The 19,142-nt window shown below is 67.5% G+C and carries 16 protein-coding genes; 9 read left to right on the top strand and 7 right to left on the bottom strand.

Annotated features, from left to right (window positions below; translation table 11 throughout):
- Positions 1-140 precede the first annotated feature (140 nt).
- The 3 genes from ACH4C6_RS03085 to ACH4C6_RS03075 form a co-directional block, all read right to left on the bottom strand.
- Positions 141-386 carry an exodeoxyribonuclease VII small subunit gene (locus ACH4C6_RS03085; protein WP_398106769.1) on the bottom strand — a complete coding sequence of 82 codons (246 nt, stop codon included), beginning with the start codon at positions 384-386 and terminating at the stop codon, positions 141-143.
- Between the two features lie 9 nt (positions 387-395).
- Complete coding sequence (gene xseA / locus ACH4C6_RS03080; protein WP_398106768.1) at positions 396-1,604, bottom strand: exodeoxyribonuclease VII large subunit; 1,209 nt, start codon at positions 1,602-1,604, stop codon at positions 396-398.
- 94 nt (positions 1,605-1,698) lie between these two features.
- Entirely contained in the window at positions 1,699-3,078 is a 1,380-nt protein-coding gene (locus ACH4C6_RS03075) for an APC family permease (RefSeq protein WP_398106767.1), read from the bottom strand.
- 103 nt (positions 3,079-3,181) lie between these two features.
- Between ACH4C6_RS03075 and ACH4C6_RS03070 the strand changes: the two genes are divergently transcribed.
- Positions 3,182-4,207: a 4-hydroxy-3-methylbut-2-enyl diphosphate reductase gene (locus tag ACH4C6_RS03070; protein ID WP_398106766.1), complete on the top strand. Its 1,026-nt coding sequence runs from the start codon at positions 3,182-3,184 to the stop codon at positions 4,205-4,207.
- A 71-nt stretch (positions 4,208-4,278) separates the two neighbouring features.
- Positions 4,279-5,025, top strand: a complete 747-nt coding sequence (ppgK, locus tag ACH4C6_RS03065; RefSeq protein WP_398106765.1) for a polyphosphate--glucose phosphotransferase — start codon at positions 4,279-4,281, stop codon at positions 5,023-5,025.
- On the opposite strand, the gene ACH4C6_RS03060 is transcribed toward ppgK, so the two are convergent.
- Positions 5,022-5,627 carry a DUF6542 domain-containing protein gene (locus tag ACH4C6_RS03060; RefSeq protein WP_398106764.1) on the bottom strand — a complete coding sequence of 202 codons (606 nt, stop codon included), beginning with the start codon at positions 5,625-5,627 and terminating at the stop codon, positions 5,022-5,024. The two genes, ppgK and ACH4C6_RS03060, sit on opposite strands and share 4 nt — an antisense overlap.
- Before the next feature lie 169 nt (positions 5,628-5,796).
- Between ACH4C6_RS03060 and ychF the strand changes: the two genes are divergently transcribed.
- The 4 genes from ychF (at position 5,797) to ACH4C6_RS03040 (ending at position 8,793) form a co-directional block, all read left to right on the top strand.
- Entirely contained in the window at positions 5,797-6,885 is a 1,089-nt protein-coding gene (gene ychF, locus ACH4C6_RS03055) for a redox-regulated ATPase YchF (protein WP_398106763.1), read from the top strand.
- Between the two features lie 366 nt (positions 6,886-7,251).
- Positions 7,252-7,467, top strand: a complete 216-nt coding sequence (locus ACH4C6_RS03050) for a hypothetical protein (RefSeq protein ID WP_199838666.1) — start codon at positions 7,252-7,254, stop codon at positions 7,465-7,467.
- Positions 7,454-7,963 carry a DUF6879 family protein gene (locus tag ACH4C6_RS03045; protein WP_398106762.1) on the top strand — a complete coding sequence of 170 codons (510 nt, stop codon included), beginning with the start codon at positions 7,454-7,456 and terminating at the stop codon, positions 7,961-7,963. Before ACH4C6_RS03050 ends, ACH4C6_RS03045 begins: the two co-directional genes overlap by 14 nt.
- Positions 7,900-8,793 (top strand): helix-turn-helix domain-containing protein, encoded by an 894-nt coding sequence (locus ACH4C6_RS03040; protein WP_398107115.1) that lies wholly within the window; start codon positions 7,900-7,902, stop codon positions 8,791-8,793. Before ACH4C6_RS03045 ends, ACH4C6_RS03040 begins: the two co-directional genes overlap by 64 nt.
- 579 nt (positions 8,794-9,372) lie before the next feature.
- Here the strand turns inward: ACH4C6_RS03040 and ACH4C6_RS03035 are convergent.
- A complete protein-coding gene (locus tag ACH4C6_RS03035; protein WP_398106761.1) occupies positions 9,373-9,891 on the bottom strand; it encodes a hypothetical protein in 519 nt (172 codons plus the stop codon).
- Between the two features lie 246 nt (positions 9,892-10,137).
- On the opposite strand from ACH4C6_RS03035, the gene ACH4C6_RS03030 reads away from it, so the two are divergent.
- Positions 10,138-15,027 carry a DEAD/DEAH box helicase gene (locus tag ACH4C6_RS03030; RefSeq protein ID WP_398106760.1) on the top strand — a complete coding sequence of 1,630 codons (4,890 nt, stop codon included), beginning with the start codon at positions 10,138-10,140 and terminating at the stop codon, positions 15,025-15,027.
- A 1,001-nt stretch (positions 15,028-16,028) separates the two neighbouring features.
- Here ACH4C6_RS03030 and ACH4C6_RS03025 read toward each other — a convergent pair.
- Both ACH4C6_RS03025 and ACH4C6_RS03020 read right to left on the bottom strand, forming a co-directional pair.
- Entirely contained in the window at positions 16,029-16,988 is a 960-nt protein-coding gene (locus ACH4C6_RS03025; RefSeq protein WP_398106759.1) for an AAA family ATPase, read from the bottom strand.
- 115 nt (positions 16,989-17,103) lie between these two features.
- On the bottom strand, positions 17,104-17,268 hold the full coding sequence (locus tag ACH4C6_RS03020) for a helix-turn-helix domain-containing protein (protein ID WP_398106758.1): 165 nt from the start codon (positions 17,266-17,268) through the stop codon (positions 17,104-17,106).
- Between the two features lie 145 nt (positions 17,269-17,413).
- Here ACH4C6_RS03020 and ACH4C6_RS03015 point away from each other — a divergent pair, with 145 nt between their 5' ends.
- Both ACH4C6_RS03015 and ACH4C6_RS03010 read left to right on the top strand, forming a co-directional pair.
- Positions 17,414-17,980 carry a hypothetical protein gene (locus ACH4C6_RS03015; RefSeq protein ID WP_398106757.1) on the top strand — a complete coding sequence of 189 codons (567 nt, stop codon included), beginning with the start codon at positions 17,414-17,416 and terminating at the stop codon, positions 17,978-17,980.
- The gene (locus ACH4C6_RS03010) at positions 17,955-19,133 is read left to right on the top strand and encodes a tyrosine-type recombinase/integrase (protein ID WP_398106756.1); all 1,179 of its coding nucleotides are present in this window, start codon (positions 17,955-17,957) and stop codon (positions 19,131-19,133) included. The genes ACH4C6_RS03015 and ACH4C6_RS03010 overlap by 26 nt, the downstream gene beginning before the upstream one ends.
- The last annotated feature ends 9 nt before the right edge of the window (positions 19,134-19,142 follow it).

Raw genomic sequence — 19,142 nt, 5'->3', positions numbered from 1 at the left:
CTTCTCGGGACGTACGTCGGGCCCGGCGGGAGCCGGACCGGCTGACGTCTGCGACAGTACGCCAATGAAGTTCAACATTCAACTAAGTGGGGGGTGTCGTGCGTCACCGTCCGGAAAACCGGAGACGACCGGGGATCCCGCTACGCGCCGTCCTCGTCGGCCGCGGCCTCGTCCGCCAGCGCCGCGTCCAGCCGGGCCCGCGCCCCCTCCAGCCAGCGCCGGCACACCCGGGCCAGCTCCTCGCCGCGCTCCCACAGCGCCAGGGACTCCTCCAGCGTCGTACCGCCCGCCTCCAGACGGCGGACGACCTCGATCAGCTCGTCCCGCGCCTGCTCGTACCCGAGCGCCTCGCTCACGCCCGGCGCCTGTTCCACCTCGCTGGTCATCCACCCACCCTATGTGTCCACTCGTACGGAGAACTCACCCTCGGAGACCCGGGCGCGCAGGGTCTGGCCGGGCTCCACCTCGCCCGGGTCGCGCACCGCGTGCCCGTCCGGCCGCTGGAGCACGGCGTAGCCGCGCTTGAGGGTCGCGGCGGGGGAGAGGGCCACCACGCGTGCGTGCGTGTGCGTCAGCTCCGACTCGGCCCGGTCGAGCTGGTGGCGCAGGCAGCGCCGGGCGCGGTCGAGCAGGTCCTCGACCTGGTCCGCGCGCTCGTCGATCATGCGGTGCGGGTCCTGGATCGAGGGGCGGGACAGCGCGTGCGCCAGGCCGCGCTCCTCCCGGTCGAGCAGCGCGTGCACACACCGCCGGGCCCGGTCCCGCAGCTGCCGCACCCGCTCGAACTCCTCGCCCACGTCCGGCACGACCTTCTTGGCGGCGTCGGTCGGCGTGGAGGCCCGCAGGTCGGCCGCGTGGTCCAGCAGCGGGTTGTCCGGCTCGTGCCCGATGGCCGACACCACGGGCGTGCGGCACTGGGCGACCGTGCGGACCAGCTGCTCGTCGGAGAACGGCAGCAGGTCCTCGACGCTGCCGCCGCCCCGGGCGACGATGATCACGTCCACGTCGTCGAGCGCGTCGAGCTCCTTCACGGCCTGCACGACCTGCGGGACGGCGTGCACGCCCTGCACGGCCACGTTGCGCACCTCGAAGCGGACGGCGGGCCAGCGGTGCCGGGCGTTCTCCAGCACGTCCCGCTCGGCGGCCGAGGCCCGGCCGCAGACCAGCCCGATGAGCTGGGGCAGGAACGGCAGCGGCTTCTTGCGCTCCGGCGCGAACAGGCCCTCCCGGGCGAGGGACTTCTTCAGCTGCTCCAAGCGCGCGAGCAGCTCGCCGACGCCCACGGGCCGTATCTCGGTGGCCCGCAGCGACAGCTGCCCGCGCGGCGCGTACCACTCCGGCTTGGCCAGGACGACGACCCGGGCGCCCTCGCTCACGACGTCCGCCACCTGGTCGAACACCTGCCGGTAGCAGGTCACACCGACCGAGATGTCGTGCGAGGGGTCACGGAGGGTCAGGAACACCACACCGGCACCCGGCCGCCGCGACAACTGCGTGATCTGCCCCTCGACCCACACCGCGCCGAGCCGGTCGATCCACCCCCCGATGAGGCGCGACACCTCACCGACGGGCAGCGGGGACTCCGGGGTCGTGTTCACTGCCATGCCGCGAGCGTAGTGGCCCCCACCGACAACACGCCCCTGCCCACCCCCGCCCGCTCCCGGCCGTCCCGGCCGGTGGTCCCGGCCCTCGGGTGCGTCAGGGGGTGGTGTCCCGGGCGGGGCGGCGGCCCCGTTGGGCCGTGAGCACCGTCAGGCCGATCGCCAGCCATACCGCGCCCACCGCCTGGGCGGTGGGCGACGCCTCCACGATCACCGCGACCGTGATCGCCGCGCCCGCCACCGGGATCAGTACATGGCGCCACCAGCTCACCGGGCCGCCCCGGCGCCGCACCGCGAACCAGCCCACCACGCTCGCGTGCAGCAGCGTGAACGCCGTGAGGGCGCCCACGTCGACGACCGACACCAGCTGGTCCATGCCGTCGTCGCGGCGGGCCGCCCACACCGCCGCCACCAGCGTGATCACCGCCGCAACCAGCAGGGCCACCCGCGGCACCCCGGCGTCGGTCCGCGCCAGCACGCGCGGCAGCCGCCCGTCGCGTCCCATCGCGAACAGCAGCCGGCCCGCCGCGGCCTGCCCGGCCAGCGCGGCGAACGCGGCACCGATGGCCTTGCTCACCGCCACCAGGTCGTGCAGCCAGGTCCCGACCGCGGCGTCCAGCGTGTCGTAGAACGCCGACCCCTGCCGGCCCGGCTCCGCCGCCAGCCGCGCCGACGACACCGGCTCCAGCAGGGCCACCAGGTAGGTCTGCACGAGGAACAGCACACCCGCCAGCGCCAGGCAGAACAGCAGCGCCCGCGCGATCTTCGCCGAGCCGCCCGTGACCTCCTCCGCGAAGGAGGCGATCGCGTCGAACCCCAGGTACGACAGCACCGCCACCGACACCGCCCCCAGCACCGCCGACAGCGCGAACGCGCCCTGCGAGCCGTCCCCCGTCAGCGGCGACAGCCAGTCCCGCTCCGCCCCGTCCCGCGCCAGCACCACGATCGCCGTCACGACGAACACGGCCAGGACCACGACCTCCATCGTCAGCACCAGGAAGCCCACCCGGGCGGCCGCCCGGACGCCCCACAGGTTGAGCAGCGTCGTCACCAGGACCGCGAGCGCCGACCACACCCACCGGGACACCTCCGGGACCAGCGCGTTCATCGCCACGCCCGAGAACAGGTACGCCACCGCCGGGATCAGGACGTAGTCCAGCATCGCCATCCAGCCCGCCACGAACCCGGCCCCGTTGCCGAGCGCCACGCGCGCGTAGGCGAACACCGACCCGGCCTGCGGGACCACCCGGACCATCTGGGCGTAGCTGAACGCGGTGAACGCCATCGCCACCGTCGCCACGACGTACACCAGCGCCACCGCGCCGTGCGACTTGGCGTCCAGCGTGCCGAACACGCCCACCGGGGCCATCGGCGCGATGAAGAGCAGCCCGTAGACGACCAGGTCGCGGAAGCCGAGGCTGCGCCGCAGGGCGTGCTCCCCGCCCGGGGAAGGGGCCCGCGTACCGGTCTCCGCCATCGTGGCCCGCCCTCCGCTCCGCGTCACCGCCGTTCCCGTTCGTTCAGTCTTCCCGGGGACCGCGGACGGCCGCGATCTTTGACCCGCCGAACGCGGCCTTACGATGGGACGCATGTCTGCTTCGCCTGGCCGCCGTGTCCTGCTCGCCGCCCCCCGTGGCTACTGCGCGGGCGTGGACCGCGCCGTGATCGCCGTCGAGAAAGCGCTGGAGCAGTACGGCGCTCCGGTCTACGTCCGGCACGAGATCGTCCACAACAAGTACGTCGTGCAGACCCTGGAGAAGAAGGGCGCGATCTTCGTCGAGCAGACGGAGGAAGTGCCCCCGGGGAACATCGTCATGTTCTCCGCGCACGGCGTGGCCCCCGTCGTCCACGAGGAGGCCGAGCGCGGCAAGCTCGCCACCATCGACGCCACCTGCCCCCTGGTCACCAAGGTCCACAAGGAAGCCGTGCGGTTCGCCGGTGAGGACTACGACATCCTGCTGATCGGCCACGAGGGCCACGAGGAGGTCATCGGCACCTCCGGCGAGGCCCCCGACCACATCCAGCTCGTCGACGGCCCCGGCGACGTCGCCAAGGTCGAGGTCCGCGACCCCTCCAAGGTCGTCTGGCTCTCCCAGACCACGCTGTCCGTCGACGAGACCATGGAGACCGTCGACGCGCTGAAGGAGAAGTTCCCGCAGCTCGTCTCCCCGCCCAGCGACGACATCTGCTACGCCACGCAGAACCGCCAGCTGGCCGTGAAGCAGATGGGCGCCGAGTCCGACCTGGTCATCGTGGTCGGCTCGCGCAACTCCTCCAACTCCAAGCGGCTCGTCGAGGTCGCCAAGATCGCCGGCGCCCGCGAGGCCTACCTCGTGGACTTCGCCGACGAGATCGACGAGGCCTGGCTGGAGGGCGTGACCACGGTCGGCGTCACCTCCGGCGCCTCCGTCCCGGAGATCCTCGTCGAGCAGGTCCTGGAGTTCCTCTCCCGGCGCGGCTTCGAGGACGTCGAGATCGTCAAGGCGGCCGAGGAGTCCATCACCTTCTCCCTGCCCAAGGAGCTGCGCCGCGATCTGCGCGAGGAGGCGGCCGCGCTGGTCGCCGGGCGGGGCGGCGCCGGGACCGGTGAACGTTCCGCGGAGTGATCGTGCCGAGGGCCGGGCGGTGACCGCCGTCCGGCCCGTGACCGTCCGTCGTACGTCGTAACGTGGGTGTCATGCAGATCTTCGGTGTGGACATCGGCGGTTCCGGGATCAAGGGCGCCCCGGTGGATCTCGACAAGGGCGACCTGGCGCAGGAGCGCCACAAGGTCCTCACCCCTCACCCGGCGACCCCCGACGCGGTGGCCGACGGCGTCAAGCAGGTCGTCGACCACTTCGGCTGGTCGGGGCCGGTCGGCGTCACGTTCCCCGGCGTGGTCACCGACGGGGCCACCATCCGCACGGCGGCGAACGTGGACGCCGGCTGGATCGACACCGACGCCCGGGCGCTGCTCGGCGAGCGGCTGGGCGGCCTGCCGGTGACGGTGCTGAACGACGCGGACGCGGCGGGCGTCGCCGAGATGCACTTCGGCGCGGGCCGCGGCCGCCGGGGCACCGTCATCCTGCTCACGTTCGGCACGGGCATCGGCAGCGCGCTCTTCGTCGACGGCGCCCTCGTGCCCAACACCGAGCTGGGTCACCTGGAGCTGGACGGGCACGACGCGGAGAAGCGGGCCTCCAGCAAGGTGCGCGAGGACCACGACATGACGTGGGAGCACTGGGCGACGCACCGGGTGAGCACGTACCTCGCGCACGTGGAGATGCTGTTCTCGCCCGAGCTGTTCATCATCGGCGGCGGCGTCAGCCGCAAGGCCCACAAGTTCCTGCCCCACATCGAGGGCGTCAAGGCCGAGATCGTCCCCGCGCAGCTGCAGAACAACGCGGGGATCGTCGGCGCGGCGATGCGCGTGGCGGAGCTCTAGGCGGCCGGCTGGCGCGCCCCCGCCGTCCGGCGCCGGTGCATCAGCCGGATCCGGCGGGCGATCACGAGCACCCCGGCGACGAGCGTCCCGCCGTACAGCCAGCCGGCCTGCGTGGCGAGTGCCGTCACCAGGCCCATCAGCCGGCCGCCCGCCCCGCTGTCGCCGTCGGCCAGCGGCAGCAGTCCCACGGCGAACGCGATCGGCACCACGATGGGCGCGGTCATCAGGTCCCCGGGCCGCACCCACAGCGCGGTCAGCACGCACACCGGCAGGAACAGCACTCCGTACGCCGTGAGCGACGCCCCGAACAGGGCCGAGCAGAGGGCGCCCAGCAGGAACATCACGGCCGCGCAGAACAGCCCGCTGCCGAGCCCGGTCAGCCGCGGGTTCGGCAGGCCCCGGGCGGCCGGAGCGGGGGCGGCGGCGGGCCGTCGCACCGGAGCCGGGCGCCGCTGCTGGCCGGGGGGCCGCTGCTGGCCCGGGGGCCGGGCCGGGCGCGCGGGACGGCCGTCCGCACCGCGCTTCACCTGCGGCGGCAGGGGCGGCCGCGGCCGGTCGCGTCGCGTTCCGTACTGGGCAGGTCGCGTCCTGTATCGCTCCACCGCACCAACTTAGGTCGTTCAATATGCCGAATAGGCTGTCTGACACGCCGTGGACCCCGGCCTGGGCAAGCGTTCGATACGTCGCCGGGGCGGTGGCGGGCACGCCGTAGACTGGTGGATCGGCCGCTCCATCGGCCCCCCGCCCCCTCCACTCACGGGAAGTCGCAACGTGTCGCTCACGATCGGAATCGTCGGTCTGCCGAATGTCGGCAAGTCGACCCTGTTCAACGCCCTGACCAAGAACGACGTGCTGGCGGCCAACTACCCGTTCGCCACGATCGAGCCCAACGTCGGCGTGGTCGGCGTGCCCGACCCCCGCCTGACGAAGCTGGCGGAGATCTTCAGCTCGCAGCGGGTGCTCCCGGCGACGGTCGACTTCGTCGACATCGCGGGCATCGTGCGCGGTGCCAGCGAGGGCGAGGGCCTGGGCAACAAGTTCCTCGCGAACATCCGCGAGTCCGACGCGATCTGCCAGGTCATCCGGGCCTTCAAGGACGAGAACGTCGTGCACGTGGACGGCAAGGTCTCGCCCAAGGACGACATCGAGACGATCAACACCGAGCTGATCCTCGCGGACCTGCAGACCATCGAGAAGGTCCTGCCCCGGCTCCAGAAGGAGTCGCGGATCAAGAAGGACATCGCCCCGAAGGTGAAGGCCGTCGAGGAGGCCAAGGAGATCCTGGAGAAGGGCGACACGCTCTTCGCGCACGGCGTCGTCCAGGGCAGCGAGCGCGCCGAGCTCCTGCACGACCTGCACCTGCTCACGACCAAGCCGTTCCTCTACGTCTTCAACGTCGACGAGGACGAGCTGACCGACGAGGACTTCAAGAACGAGCAGCGGGCCCTGGTCGCCCCCGCCGAGGCGATCTTCCTCAACGCCAAGCTGGAGGCGGACCTCGCCGAGCTCGACGAGGACGAGGCGCTGGAGCTGCTCCAGTCCGTCGGCCAGGAGGAGCCGGGCCTCGCGACCCTGGCGCACGTCGGCTTCCGCACGCTCGGCCTGCAGACGTACCTCACGGCCGGTCCCAAGGAGTCCCGCGCCTGGACCATCAAGAAGGGCGCCACGGCCCCCGAGGCGGCCGGCGTCATCCACACGGACTTCCAGAAGGGCTTCATCAAGGCGGAGGTCATCTCCTTCGACGACCTGGTGGAGGTCGGCTCGGTCGCCGAGGCCCGCGCCAAGGGCAAGGCCCGCATGGAGGGCAAGGACTACGTCATGCAGGACGGCGACGTGGTGGAGTTCCGCTTCAACGTGTAGCGGTTGATTCCTTGATCGGCTGAACCGCTGGTCAGAGCATGAAACCCCAGGTCAGGGGCCAGATCGTAAGGTCTGGCCCCTTCTTGTTTTCTCAGGCTGATTCCGGGCTTTTCCGGGGAGCGTGCTGACTTGGTGCTGACCCGCTGACGGTGTTCGTACCGGTCCTGACCTGGGGCTACAGCCGGGCTATGAGAGCAGGGCAGAGACCTGCGAACGCCTTCGGTCGGGGCTGCTCCCGGGTGCCGGATCTCTGACGACCGGGTGCCTGCCGGGTTTCCTGTTCTGGAAAGCCGGGGAGCTTGACCCGGAAGTTGGCAGGTCGGGAGCATCGCCTTGACCAAGCCTGTCGACAGGAGGGGGAAAGCCGTGGGCGCACCGCTGCGGAAGCTCTCGGGAGACCCGGACTGCAAGAACGGCACTTGCCCCACCCTGTGGGGCACGGCCGACGGCAAGGACTACGTCGTACAGGGTTACGTGATCAACGACCCTGAGCGGCTGGCGCAGCTCGACCTGCCCGAGGGTGAGACGGCGGTCATGGTCCCCGCGGCCGTACTGGAGGAGTACTTCCGTGCTCACCGGTGAGGAGTTCGGGCGCCTCTTCGAAACGTTCGAGCGGACCGGGTTCCGGCTGGAGACGCTGGCCGAGTACGACGTGGAGGAGGAGCGCGAGGAGATCGCGCGCTTCCTGGCCGGCGAGGACATGGGGCCGGAGTGGGACGACAACCCATGGGTGCGGTCCATGACTGACAAGGGCAAGCAGGTGTCCCGCGTCCACGTCCTGCGCTCCCCGCTGACCGACTACCTGCGCTACGAGCTGTCGGCCTATCCCGGAAACATCAAGGCCGGGGAGTCGATCGGCATCATCGACCTTGCCGAACAGGACGTGGAGGGTCTGCCCGACCACGACTTCTGGCTCTTCGACGACCGCGACGTGTACCGGATGCACTACACCCCCGAGGGCCGGTTCCTCGGCGGTGAACTCCTGCCCGCCGACCGCCTCCCGGAGTACCGGGGATACCGGGACCTGGCGCTCTCCCGGGCCGTGCCGTTCGCGACCTACTGGGAGCGGCACCACTGACCACGGAATCCCTCGGAAGAGCACTGCGGACACTGCGCGAGGCATCGGGACTGACCGGCAGCGCAGTGGCCCGTAGGGCTTCCATGTCCGCAGGCAAGCTCTCGAAGATCGAGAACGGCCGGACCATGCCCACGGTGCAGGACGTCGACCTCGTCCTGTCCGTCCTCGGGGTGTCTGAGGAGGCCAAGGAACAGTTCCTCGCGGCGGCCCGAGTCGAGGCCACGGAAGCCACGGCGTGGCGCCTGCTGCGCCGTATGGGGGCGTGGAAGCACCAGAACACGATCAAGGGCATCGAGGCCAACACGAAGGCGCTCAGGCTGTTTCAGGGGCAGCTCATCCCTGGCCTTCTTCAGACTCCTGAGTACGCCACGGCGGTGTTCTCACTGCCTCCGGCTCTGCCGGACGAGACCAAGGCACGGACGGTGGCGGCCCGGCTGGAGCGGCAGGCCGTGTTGTACGAGGACGGGCGCTCGTTCCACTTCGTCATCTGCGAGCACGTACTGCGGTGGCTGATCTGCGAGCCGGCCGTCATGGCCGTACAGCTCGACCGGCTCGCGTCTCTGTCACGGCTCCCCGCCGTATCCATCGGCATCGTTCCTCAAGCGGGCTGGAAGCCGGACTTCCCCATGACCTGTTTCAGCATCCACGACGACAGCCTCGTCATCGTCGAGACCTTCCACTCGGAGGTGACAACGCGGGACCCGCGGGACGTCCAGACGTACGTTGACACGTTCGACAGGTTCGCCGCGGTGGCGCTTTACGGCGACGACATGCGCAGCCTCGTCGAGGGCGTCCGGGACGAGTTCTTGCGGCAACAGGAAAGACGCTAGGCCCGCCAGGTGTGCAGCCCGACGATGTGATCAGAGGAGATCGGATTCGGGAGAGCCATGCAAACAAGCGCCAGCATCCAGTCGGGACCCGTGTATCTGCCCCTGCCCAGCGCCCAGCCTGAGCCTATCTCCGGCTGTCGGCACTGTCTTGAACTTGCGGTGCGGCGAACCAACGCCGTCTCGTCGGGCGACTACTCCAAGGCGACGGATGTGAACGTGGCCCTGCGAGCGCACCTCGGCGAAGCACACGGAGGCGAGGAGTGACCAGGGCGATCCTGCGCTACGTCGAGCACCGGATCACACGGCACCCCGGAACCGACGCGACGTTCGAAGCGGAGTGCCTGAGCTGCGACTGGAAGGCCGAGCCTTCGGAGGACGGGGCAGCCGTCGACCTGGAGTGCATGCGCCACACCGGCAGGACTGGGCATCAGAGCTTTCGGCGAGTCTGCACCTCGCTGGCCCTCGTTGTGCGGGCTGAGTAGCGGCGCCCCGTCCATCTGGACACGACGTGCTGGCACAGCAGGCGAAAGCCCCCGCACCGTGTGGTTGAGACGCATGACGCGAGGGCCTGTGGCGTGACTACTCGAAGGCACGCAGCTTGCGCAGGCGGGCGTGAAGCGTCTGCCGAGAGATGCCTGTCATGCGAGCAAGGGCAGCGATGTTGACTTCGACTCCCAGCTCTTCCATGCGCATCACTTCGTCCACGACGCTGTCGACTGTGCCGTTACGCATCGCGTTGGCCATCGCCCACTCGCATGCGCGGCCTTGGAGAGTAGCGATGCGGTACTCCAGGTGCGGGTCGCGATCCCCATAGGTCAGCAACTCCTCAGCCGGAACTCGCTCGACCTGATCGAGGAGCTTGCGTGCCTCCTCCGGGTCAGCTCCGATGAGCCAGGCCATGGCCATGGCGGACCAGGGGCGTCCCTTGAGGCGTTCGTGTATCTCGGCCCTCTGCGTGGAGCGGACCGCTGCTTCGCGTGCTTGCTCAGCCTGGGCTTCGTTGCCCTGCGCGTCGTACTGGGCGGCCTTCCGGTAGTGATCGCCGGCGGTGACTCGGAGTTCTTCCGCTCGTCGAGCGAGCTGGGCGTCATCAAACATGCCTACATGTAAAGATCTTGTCTGCTGATGAGTCAAGTTCTTTACAGGTCCTACGGGGGTGGGGGGTGACCCCCTGGAGGTAGATCGGGGCACCGCCATGTCATAGCAGCCAAGATTCCGCCACGGTTTCAGGGTCGTCCCGGACTTGGATCATGGTATTAACCAGTAGAGTTGTGGGGATTTTCGGTGCAAACTCTGCGGCGCGTGGGCTCGCGCGCCACCAGCTGCTACGGGGTGGGAAGCGCGTTGGCTGAGACCACGACGACGGTGCACGACGTACTCAGGGCGATCCGTAACGGAGCCACCGGGAACCGGGACCGGGGTACCCGCTTCGAAGAACTCATGGTCCAGTACCTCAGCACCGATCCGCAGTGGACCGAGCAGTTCACCCGTGTATGGATGTGGGCCGACTGGCCGGGGGCGGAGCAGGACAAGCGCGACACCGGCATCGACCTGGTGGCGCAGGACCGCGAGACCGGTGGCTTCTGCGCCATCCAGTGCAAGTTTTACGAGCCGCACCATACGGTCCGCAAGGAGGACATCGACTCCTTCTTCACGGCCTCCGGCAAGGGTGTCTTCACCCGTCGGATGATCATCTCCACGACGGACAAGTGGAGTGTCCACGCGGAAGAGGCGCTGGACGACCAGCAGATCCTCGTCACTCGGATAGGGCTGTCCGACATCGCGAACAGCGCTGTCGAGTGGCACCTCCCCGTGGAGGGCATCGACCACGAAGTCCAGATGACGCTGCGGGACAAGAAGAGCCCGCGCCCCCACCAGAAGGCGGCGATCGACGACGTCTTCACCGGCTTCGCCGAGCACGACCGCGGCAAGCTCATCATGGCCTGCGGCACTGGCAAGACCTTCACCAGCCTGAAGATCGCCGAACGGCTTCAGCAGGAGCGGGCCGAGGCTGGGCAGGGTGAGCACACCACCATCCTGTTCCTGGTGCCTTCCATCGCCCTGCTCTCGCAGTCGCTGCGTGAGTGGTCGTATGAGGCCGAGGTCCCGCTGCGTGGCTTCGCGGTCTGCTCCGACGCCCAAGTCGGCAAGCAGAAGGCCCAGGGTGACGACAAGGACATGTCCACCCACGACCTCGCCCTGCCCGCGACTACGAGCCCCGACCGGCTGATCGCACAGATGGCCAGCGTCGAGGCCGTGCCGGGCCTGACAGTGGTGTTCTCGACCTATCAGTCGATCGCCACCATTTCCGCCGCCCAGAAGCAGGGCCTGCCGCGGTTCGACCTGGTCCTGTGCGATGAGGCCCACCGCACCACCGGCGTCACCCTGTCCGGTCACGACGAGTCCGCGTTCGTTCGCGTCCACGACGACAGCTTCATCGGTGCGGACCGCCGTCTGTACATGACCGCCACCCCACGCGTGTACAGCGACGACACCAAGCAGGAAGCCAAGGGCGCCTCCGCGGCCGTCGCCTCGATGGACAACGAGGCGCAGTACGGTCCCGAGTTCCACCGCCTCGGCTTCGGCAAGGCCGTGGAGCAGGGGCTGCTCACCGACTACAAGGTCCTCATCCTCACCATCGACGAAGGCGTGGTTGCCAAGACCCTCCAGGAAGGGTTCGCCGGCGGCGACTCCGAGTTGCGGCTCGATGATGCAGCGAAGATCATCGGTTGCTGGAACGCCTTGGCCAAGCGCACCGGCACCTTCGCTGATGGTTCTGGGTTCGGCAAGGACGAAGCGCCGATGAAGCGGGCCGTCGCGTTCTCCCGGTCCATCGCCGACTCCAAGGCCATCATGGAGCGGTTCAACGAGGTCGTCGATGCGTATGACGATGCTGATGACGACGTCTTGCACTGCGAGGTTGAACATGTCGACGGCACGTTCAACACCTTGCGGCGCAACCAGCTCCTCGACTGGCTCAAGCAGGACCCTGGCCAGAACAACGCCCGCATCCTGTCCAACGCCCGTTGCCTGTCCGAAGGCGTGGACGTCCCCAGCCTCGACGCGGTGCTGTTCCTCAACCCGCGCAACTCCGTCGTGGATGTCGTCCAGTCTGTTGGACGCGTCATGCGTGTCGCGCCGGGCAAGAACTACGGCTACATCATCCTGCCCGTTGCCGTTCCCGCCGGGGTCTCACCGGAGAAGGCCCTCGCGGACAACCAGCGCTTTAAGACTGTCTGGCAGGTCCTCCAGGCGCTGCGCGCCCATGACGACCGCTTTAACGCGACCGTCAACCAGATCGAGCTGAACAAGAAGAAGCCCGACATCATCGGCCATGGCCACATCGGTGCCGGCGATGAGGAGGTCGGGGGTAAGGACGGCTCCAGCACGGCGGACAGCGCGAAGGCTGCAAAGGAGCAGGAAGCTCAGAATGCCCAGCACGTTCAGGACACCCTGTTCTCCATAAGCGACTGGCGCGAAGCGATCTACGCTCGCATCGTCGACAAGGTTGGCGAGCGCCACTACTGGGAGGACTGGGCCAAGGACATCGCCCAGATCGCCGACCGTCACGTCACCCGCATCAAGGCCGCACTGAACATCCCGGAGAAGCAGACTGCTTTCCAGGAGTTCGTCGTCGAGCTGCGCGCCACCATAAACCCCGGCGTCACCGACTCCAGCGCCATCGACATGCTGGCGCAGCACATCATCACCAAACCGGTGTTCGACGCGCTCTTCAAGGACTACGCCTTCACCGAGCACAACCCGGTCTCCAAGGCCATGCAGCGCATGCTCGACGTCCTCGACGACCAGGGCTTGGACGCCGAGACCAAGACACTGGAGGACTTCTACCACTCGGTCCGGGTTCGCGCCGAGGGCATCGACAACCACGAAGGGCGCCAGCACGTCATCGTCGAGCTGTACGACAAGTTCTTCAAGACTGCCCTGCCCAAGACCGCCGACGCACTCGGCATCGTCTACACCCCGGTGGAAGTCGTCGACTTCATCCTGCGCTCCACCGAGCAGGCTGTGGCCAAGCACCTCGGCCGCTCGCTGAGTGATGAGGGTGTCCACATCATCGACCCCTTCACCGGGACCGGAACCTTTCCTGTGCGGCTTCTCCAGTCCGGCCTCATCAAGCCCGAAGACTTGGCGCGCAAGTACGGCAAGGAGCTACACGCTAACGAGATCGTTCTGCTCGCGTACTACATCACGGCGATCAACATCGAAGCGGCCTACGCTGACCTGGCCGGTGAGAAGGACGCCTATGTGCCCTTCGAGGGCATCGTGCTGGCTGACACCTTCCAGCTTGCTGAGGGCGGCGCAGCGAAGCTCGACGGCATGGACGTGCTGGAGGGCAACAGCGAACGGGCCAGGAGGCAGCGCGAGCAGCCCGTCACCGTCGTGATCGGCAACCCGCCGTACTCGGTCGGGCAGGACAGCGTCAACGACAACAACCAGAACCTTAAGTACGAGGTGCTGGACGCCCGTATCGCTGAGACGTACGTGGCCGAGTCCGCGGTCGGCAACAAGAACAAGCTGTACGACTCCTACATCCGAGCCATCCGCTGGGCCTCGGACCGCATCACGGGCGAAGGCGTTGTTGCCTTCGTCTCCAACGGCGGCTACATCGACGGCACCAGTGCGGACGGTCTGCGCAAGTCTCTGGTCAACGAGTTCGACGCGATCTACTGCTACAACCTGCGAGGCAACCAGCGCACGGCTGGCGAGCAGTCCCGCAAGGAAGGCGGCAAGATCTTCGGCTCGGGCAGCCGGAACACCGTCGCCATCCTGATCCTCGTCAAGGGCGACGAGAACGGCACCTCCGCGTCCGGCTGCGAGCTGCGCTACTACGAGGTTGACGACTACCTCACCCGCGAGGAGAAGCTGAACAAGCTCCGCGTCCAGAGCCTGGACACCGTGGAGTGGCAGAAGATCACACCGAACGCTGAGGGCGACTGGATAAACCAGCGTGACGAGAGTTACGCCGCCTTCCAAGCTATCGGCGACAAGGACAAGGCCCTCGCCAACCAGTCCGTGTTCGCTCTCTACTCCAGCGGCCTCAACTCCGCCCGCGACTCTTGGGTCTATAACTTCTCCGAGGAGAAGGTCCGCACCAACATGGAGTCGATGATCGACTTCTACAACGACCAGGTGCAGGGATTCCACGTTCACTGCAAGGCCAGCGGACTGGGCGTGCCCAGTGTGAGGGACGTGGAGCAGTGGATCGATACTGACCCGAAGAAGATCAGCTGGAACCGCGCCGACAAGACCAGGCTTGCCAAGGGACAGAAGTACGTCTACGACGCCGCCTGTGTCGTCACCTCGTCCTACCGGCCTTTCACCAAGCAGAAGCTGTACTTCCACTCGCGGCTGAACGACATGACGTACCAGTTGCCTCGGCTTTTCCCCACGGCCGAGCATGAGAACTTCGGCTTCTACATCACAGGGCCTGGTGCCGACGAGCCGTTCTCAGTCCTCATGTTCGACGACATCCCGAATCTGCATGCGGTTGGGACCAGGAGCATGGGGCCGCTGTTCCCACGCCACACCTACCGGGAGCTGGCGGTCGACGGCGGCTTCGACTTCGGGGAAGAGCAGCGCTACGAGCGCATCGACAACATCACCGACACCGCCCTCGCGGAGTATCGCGATGCCTATACGGACGCCACGATCACGAAGGACGACATCTTCTACTACACCTATGCTCTGCTCCACTCCCTGGAGTACCGCGAGCGCTTCGCGGCCGATCTGAAGAAGTCCCTCCCCCGCATCCCCAAGGTCCGGGACTTTCACGGCTTTGCTGAGGCCGGCCGCGTGCTCGCCGACCTGCACCTGGGCTACGAGCAGGCCGAGCCATGCAAGGGCATCGTGGAGACGGTGGCCGGTAACGCTGCGGCGACACCGCCGAGCGAGCTGTATCGCGTCGCCAAGATGAAGATCCCGAAGGTGAAGGGGCAAGCTGACCGTTCCACGATCGTCTACAACACCCGGGTCAAGCTGACCAACATCCCCGAGGAGGCGTACCGCTACCAGCTCGGTGCTCGGTCCGCGATCGAGTGGATCATCGACCGCTACCAGGTCAAGGTTGACAAGGCGTCGGAGATCGTCAACGACCCTAACGACTGGTCCGATGACCCGCGTTACATCATCGACCTGCTCAAGCGGATCGTCACTGTCAGCCTGGAGACGATGAAGATCGTGGATAGCCTTCCCGCGCTCGACATCTTGGAGTAGAGCTGGGCGTCGAAGCTTGACCGGACGAGGCTCCGCAGCCCTGGTGGCGACGGCGAAGCGATGCGAGTAGGGGGCCGCGTAGCGGCTCCCGCTATGGGGGCTCCTTGCGCGGCGCGGCCCCGCCAGAGGCGATGGCGCCCCTTGGAGTGGTGTAGCTGAACTTGGCCGGGAAGTGCGCACTGGCGGTGCTTCCATGTGCTTCGGCTGTCTTGGGTGCTCCGTTACACCACAGCACACATGACCGTGGGGTGGGCTGAGTAGCTTGGGGGGTTGGCTCGACAGCCGATAAGCCGCCCTTGGCGGCTGTTTCGTTTGCTCCTGCGCCGATTAATGATTAGTTGATTTGGCTGCCCTCCATGCAGGTCAGGAGGTACGCTCCGAGCTAATGCGTGATGCTGGGTCGCGCGCTCGCGTGTAGGTAGGGGAAGGCAGATGGCCAAGGGGCACAAGTGCCCGGTGTGCGGCACGCACACGGTGCACCCGATGAGTACCAACCGCATGAGGTGCTCTCAGTGCAAGTCCGTCTTTGACAAGACGATCTTCGGTGGCTAACACAAGTAGCCCTCATCGGCAGTTGTAGTGGGGCTACCCCAGCGGCAAGTGGGGCGTGGTGACGCCCCATAACCCTGCTCCTTGGGAGGCTGCTGGCGGCTTAGCTTGCCGTTGTGGCGGCCTTCCGGCCGCCCCTGTTGCTGGCCTACTTGCAGCAACCCATGCACAGGAGGGGCGCTGCCGCGCCCCTCATCTGTTTGCCGTTGGGTCAAGGGGGCTTCGTTCTGTCGGCCCCGTAAGGGGCCGTACTGCTCTCGGCCTTCTTCCTCCAAGCCGGCCTTGCGGCCGGCGCTGTTCTCCTCTGCCGTTGAGGCTGACGGCCGCGAGAGCGGCCGACCTATCTGGATCAGTACGTACTTGCACCTCTGCCTGCACAAGTGCAGAGCGGAGCGAGGTAGATGGTGGTGGTGACACTCTTTATAAGGGGGCTGGTCCACCACCACCAGAGGTCAGGCTGCTTCTGAGGGCTTCCTGCTCCACCTGTCGTCGGAACGGGTTAGCACCTCGGTGAGCTTCGGGCGGATGGTGTCGGGCTTTCTGCCTACGTCCTGGGCGTACCTGTGTGCCAGTCCCTTGATGGTGGTCTCCGTCGGCTGCTCCCGGACGATCCGGTCTGCGAGGTCAAGGTGCCAGGGCTTCGCCTCGCGAAGGGGGACGACGTTCGGCCGTGTCTCTACGCGTTCCCACAGGGGGACCTCGCTGTCCGGGGTGGCGCGGCGAACGGTGACCTTCAGGTCGAGTTCTTCGCGCGCCCGGTTGATCGCCGTCTGGATGCGGCGTCCCTTCTTGCCGGAGTTGCGAAGGGTGATGAGTGACCGGGCGGCTGCGCCGAACTGTCGTCCTCCGATAGGAGAGGACGCGACGGTCATGCCCTCGGCAGTGCCCTTCGGGGTATGGGTGACCAGCAGGGTGGGGATGCCGACCGAGCTGATGGGGCGCACGCTGCGCATGAAGCGTGCTGCGGCGGAAGGATCGGAGATGTCCTCACCAGGGGCGAGAGCGCCGATCACGTTGTCCAGGACGAACAGGCCGGGCCGCATCTGTGCGAGGTCCTCCAGGACGCTGCGCCAGAAGCCCTCTCGTCCGGTGTCCTCCACGGGGAAGACGGTCACGCTGTTGTCCGGCACGGTGCCGGCGAGGCGGGCCTTCAGTTCCGCGTCGGCTCCTGCGTCGGTCACTCCGAAGACGATGTGATCCAGGCGCTGGTGCACGGGCAGTCCGAGAAAGTCGCTGCGCCCGTTGATCAGAGCGCTAGCCATGCCTGCGGCGAGCAGGGACTTACCGGCCTTGGGCTCTCCGGACAGCATCGTGATGTCGGTGGTGAGCAGGTCCCCGATGAGGAACGCCTGCTCGTAGGGGACGGCCTCGATCTGGTCGAGTGTGCGCCCGGTGTCGCTGATGACTCCCACTGGTGTGGGACTCCCTTCGGATACGCCTAAGCAGGGCGCAGCCGCGCCCGCTGTCCCGCCGGGCGGCGGGGCATGTGCCTCCTTTCAGTGGCTGGAACGGGGATGACCACGGTGGTCAGGCAGCGACCGGGCACTCTCGGTCGAGCCACCTGTCGACCTCCGAGAGGCGAAAGCGCAGGCTGCCGCCGACCTTGCGCGAGGGGATGCCGAGAGTCCGGTGGTTGTTGTAGATCCACGCCGGCTTGACCGCCAGGTAGTCGGCCAGCTCGTTCACGGTCATGAGTCGCTTGTCCTGCAAGGGCTGATTCCTCCAGTGGGGTGCGGGGCTTACGGGAGCATCCTGATCTATCAGTCTACCTATGTCAAGTCTGGATCTGCCACATCTAGACTTGACGTTTCTGATGTGGTCTCGTACGTTCTTCCGCATGGCGATCACTCACGGTCCAGAAGACGGCTCTCCGCCGCGCGAGGGAATCGAGCAGGAGCTTCACATCGGCGCCTGGAAGGTGACTCTGTGGCGACCGCTCCTCGGTGCCGCTGGCGGCCCCCAGGAGATCCGGATCGAGCCGCGTGAGGACGGCGACCCGCAGGAGATCGCGCGCGGTATCTCCACCACGGTGCTGCGCCAGATCGATACCGCTGCCTTCGCTGCGGACATCGACTCGGTGGCACAGGCGGCCACCGCTTCCAAGGCGTCGGTGGAGAAGCTCCGGGAGGAACTCGCAGCCCTGCCCGGAGGGCTCTCCGACGAGTACCTGGCGGTGCTCTCGGCCCTGTACGTACGGAGCGTCGACGCCGGACGACGGGCCCCCATCCACGATCTGGAGGTGTGGACAGGGACCAAGCAGGCCACGTTGAAGGGTCACCTGCGGGCGGCCCGACAGAGGGGGTTCTTGACCAAGGTCGAGGGCAAAGCCGGTGGACAGCTCACCGACAAGGCGATCAAGGTTCTGGAGGGGATGAAGGTTGGCGAAGGTTCTGAAGAAGTGTGACTGCCGCAACCAGTCGCGGTGCTCACACCTGTGGACGGTCCGCTACCGGGAGCCGGGAGGGCGCAGCGCACGTCAGCGCGAGAAGTCGTTCCCGACGAAGCGGGAGGCCGAGGACTTCGGGATCAAGGCGGAGAACGACAAGCGGGAAGGTGTCTACATAGACCACCAGCTCGGCCGTGTCTCCCTGCGTAAGTGGGCCGAGGAGTGGCTGGCTCAGCACCCGGTCAACGAGTCCACCCGCCGCAACTACCAGGGGTTCATCTCGAACCATCTGGAGCCTGCCCTGGGGGCGCGCACCATCGCCGGCCTGACGGTCTCGGACGTGAAGAAGTTCCAGGCATCCCTAGCGGCGGAGGGGCTTGCCGCCTCCACCATCAACGACCGCATGAACATCCTGCGGGCCATGATGTCGGCGGCCGTGAAAGAGCGGCGCATCCCCTTCAGCCCGTGTGACGACGTGCCACCGCTCAAGGAAGCGGACGCGTCCGTGGACCCGGACGAGATACCGACCCTGGCCGAGGTGTACGCCATCGCCGCGGCCATGTCCGAGCAGTACCGGCTCACAGTGTGGCTCCAGGCAGGCGCTGGGCTGCGTATCAGCGAGACGCTGGGCCTGACCGCGGACTGCCAGCGCGACGGCATCCTGCGGCTGCGCCGGCAGATCAGCGCCAAGGCCAACCAGACTGGCTGTGTGACACGCTTCGTTCCTCTGAAGCACCGCACTGCGGACGAGTTCCGGGACGTGCCGATCCCGCCGTTCCTCGAACAGGAGATCGGCAACCACCTGAAGCGTTGGGGCACGGGGGAGATCGACGGCTTGGAGGTGCTGTTCGCGCCGCGCGAGCGGGGCAAGGGGAAGATGCCCACGGCCTCGACGTACGGCTACCACTGGGGCAAGGCGCTGAAGGCCGCGGGTGTGGTGAAGCCGGACGGCAAGCCCAAGTACACGCCGCACTCGCTGCGCCACTTCTTCGCCTCGACCGCCTTGGCGAACGGCGTGCCGATCCATGAGGTGAGCCGCTGGCTGGGGCACCGGAACATCAAGACGACCGTCGACACGTACGGACACCTGGTGCCGGAGGCGTGGGACCGCTGCCGGGACGTGATCCAGAAGGCGCTTCATCCTGGGGCACCCATGGCCATGGCGGCGTGAGTGCTGACC

The sequence above is a fragment of the Streptomyces sp. NPDC017943 genome (assembly GCF_044328425.1).
Lineage (GTDB): Bacteria > Actinomycetota > Actinomycetes > Streptomycetales > Streptomycetaceae > Streptomyces > Streptomyces djakartensis_A.
The sequence above is the reverse complement of the archived record's forward strand: the minus strand, read 5'-3'. Positions and strand labels throughout refer to the sequence as shown.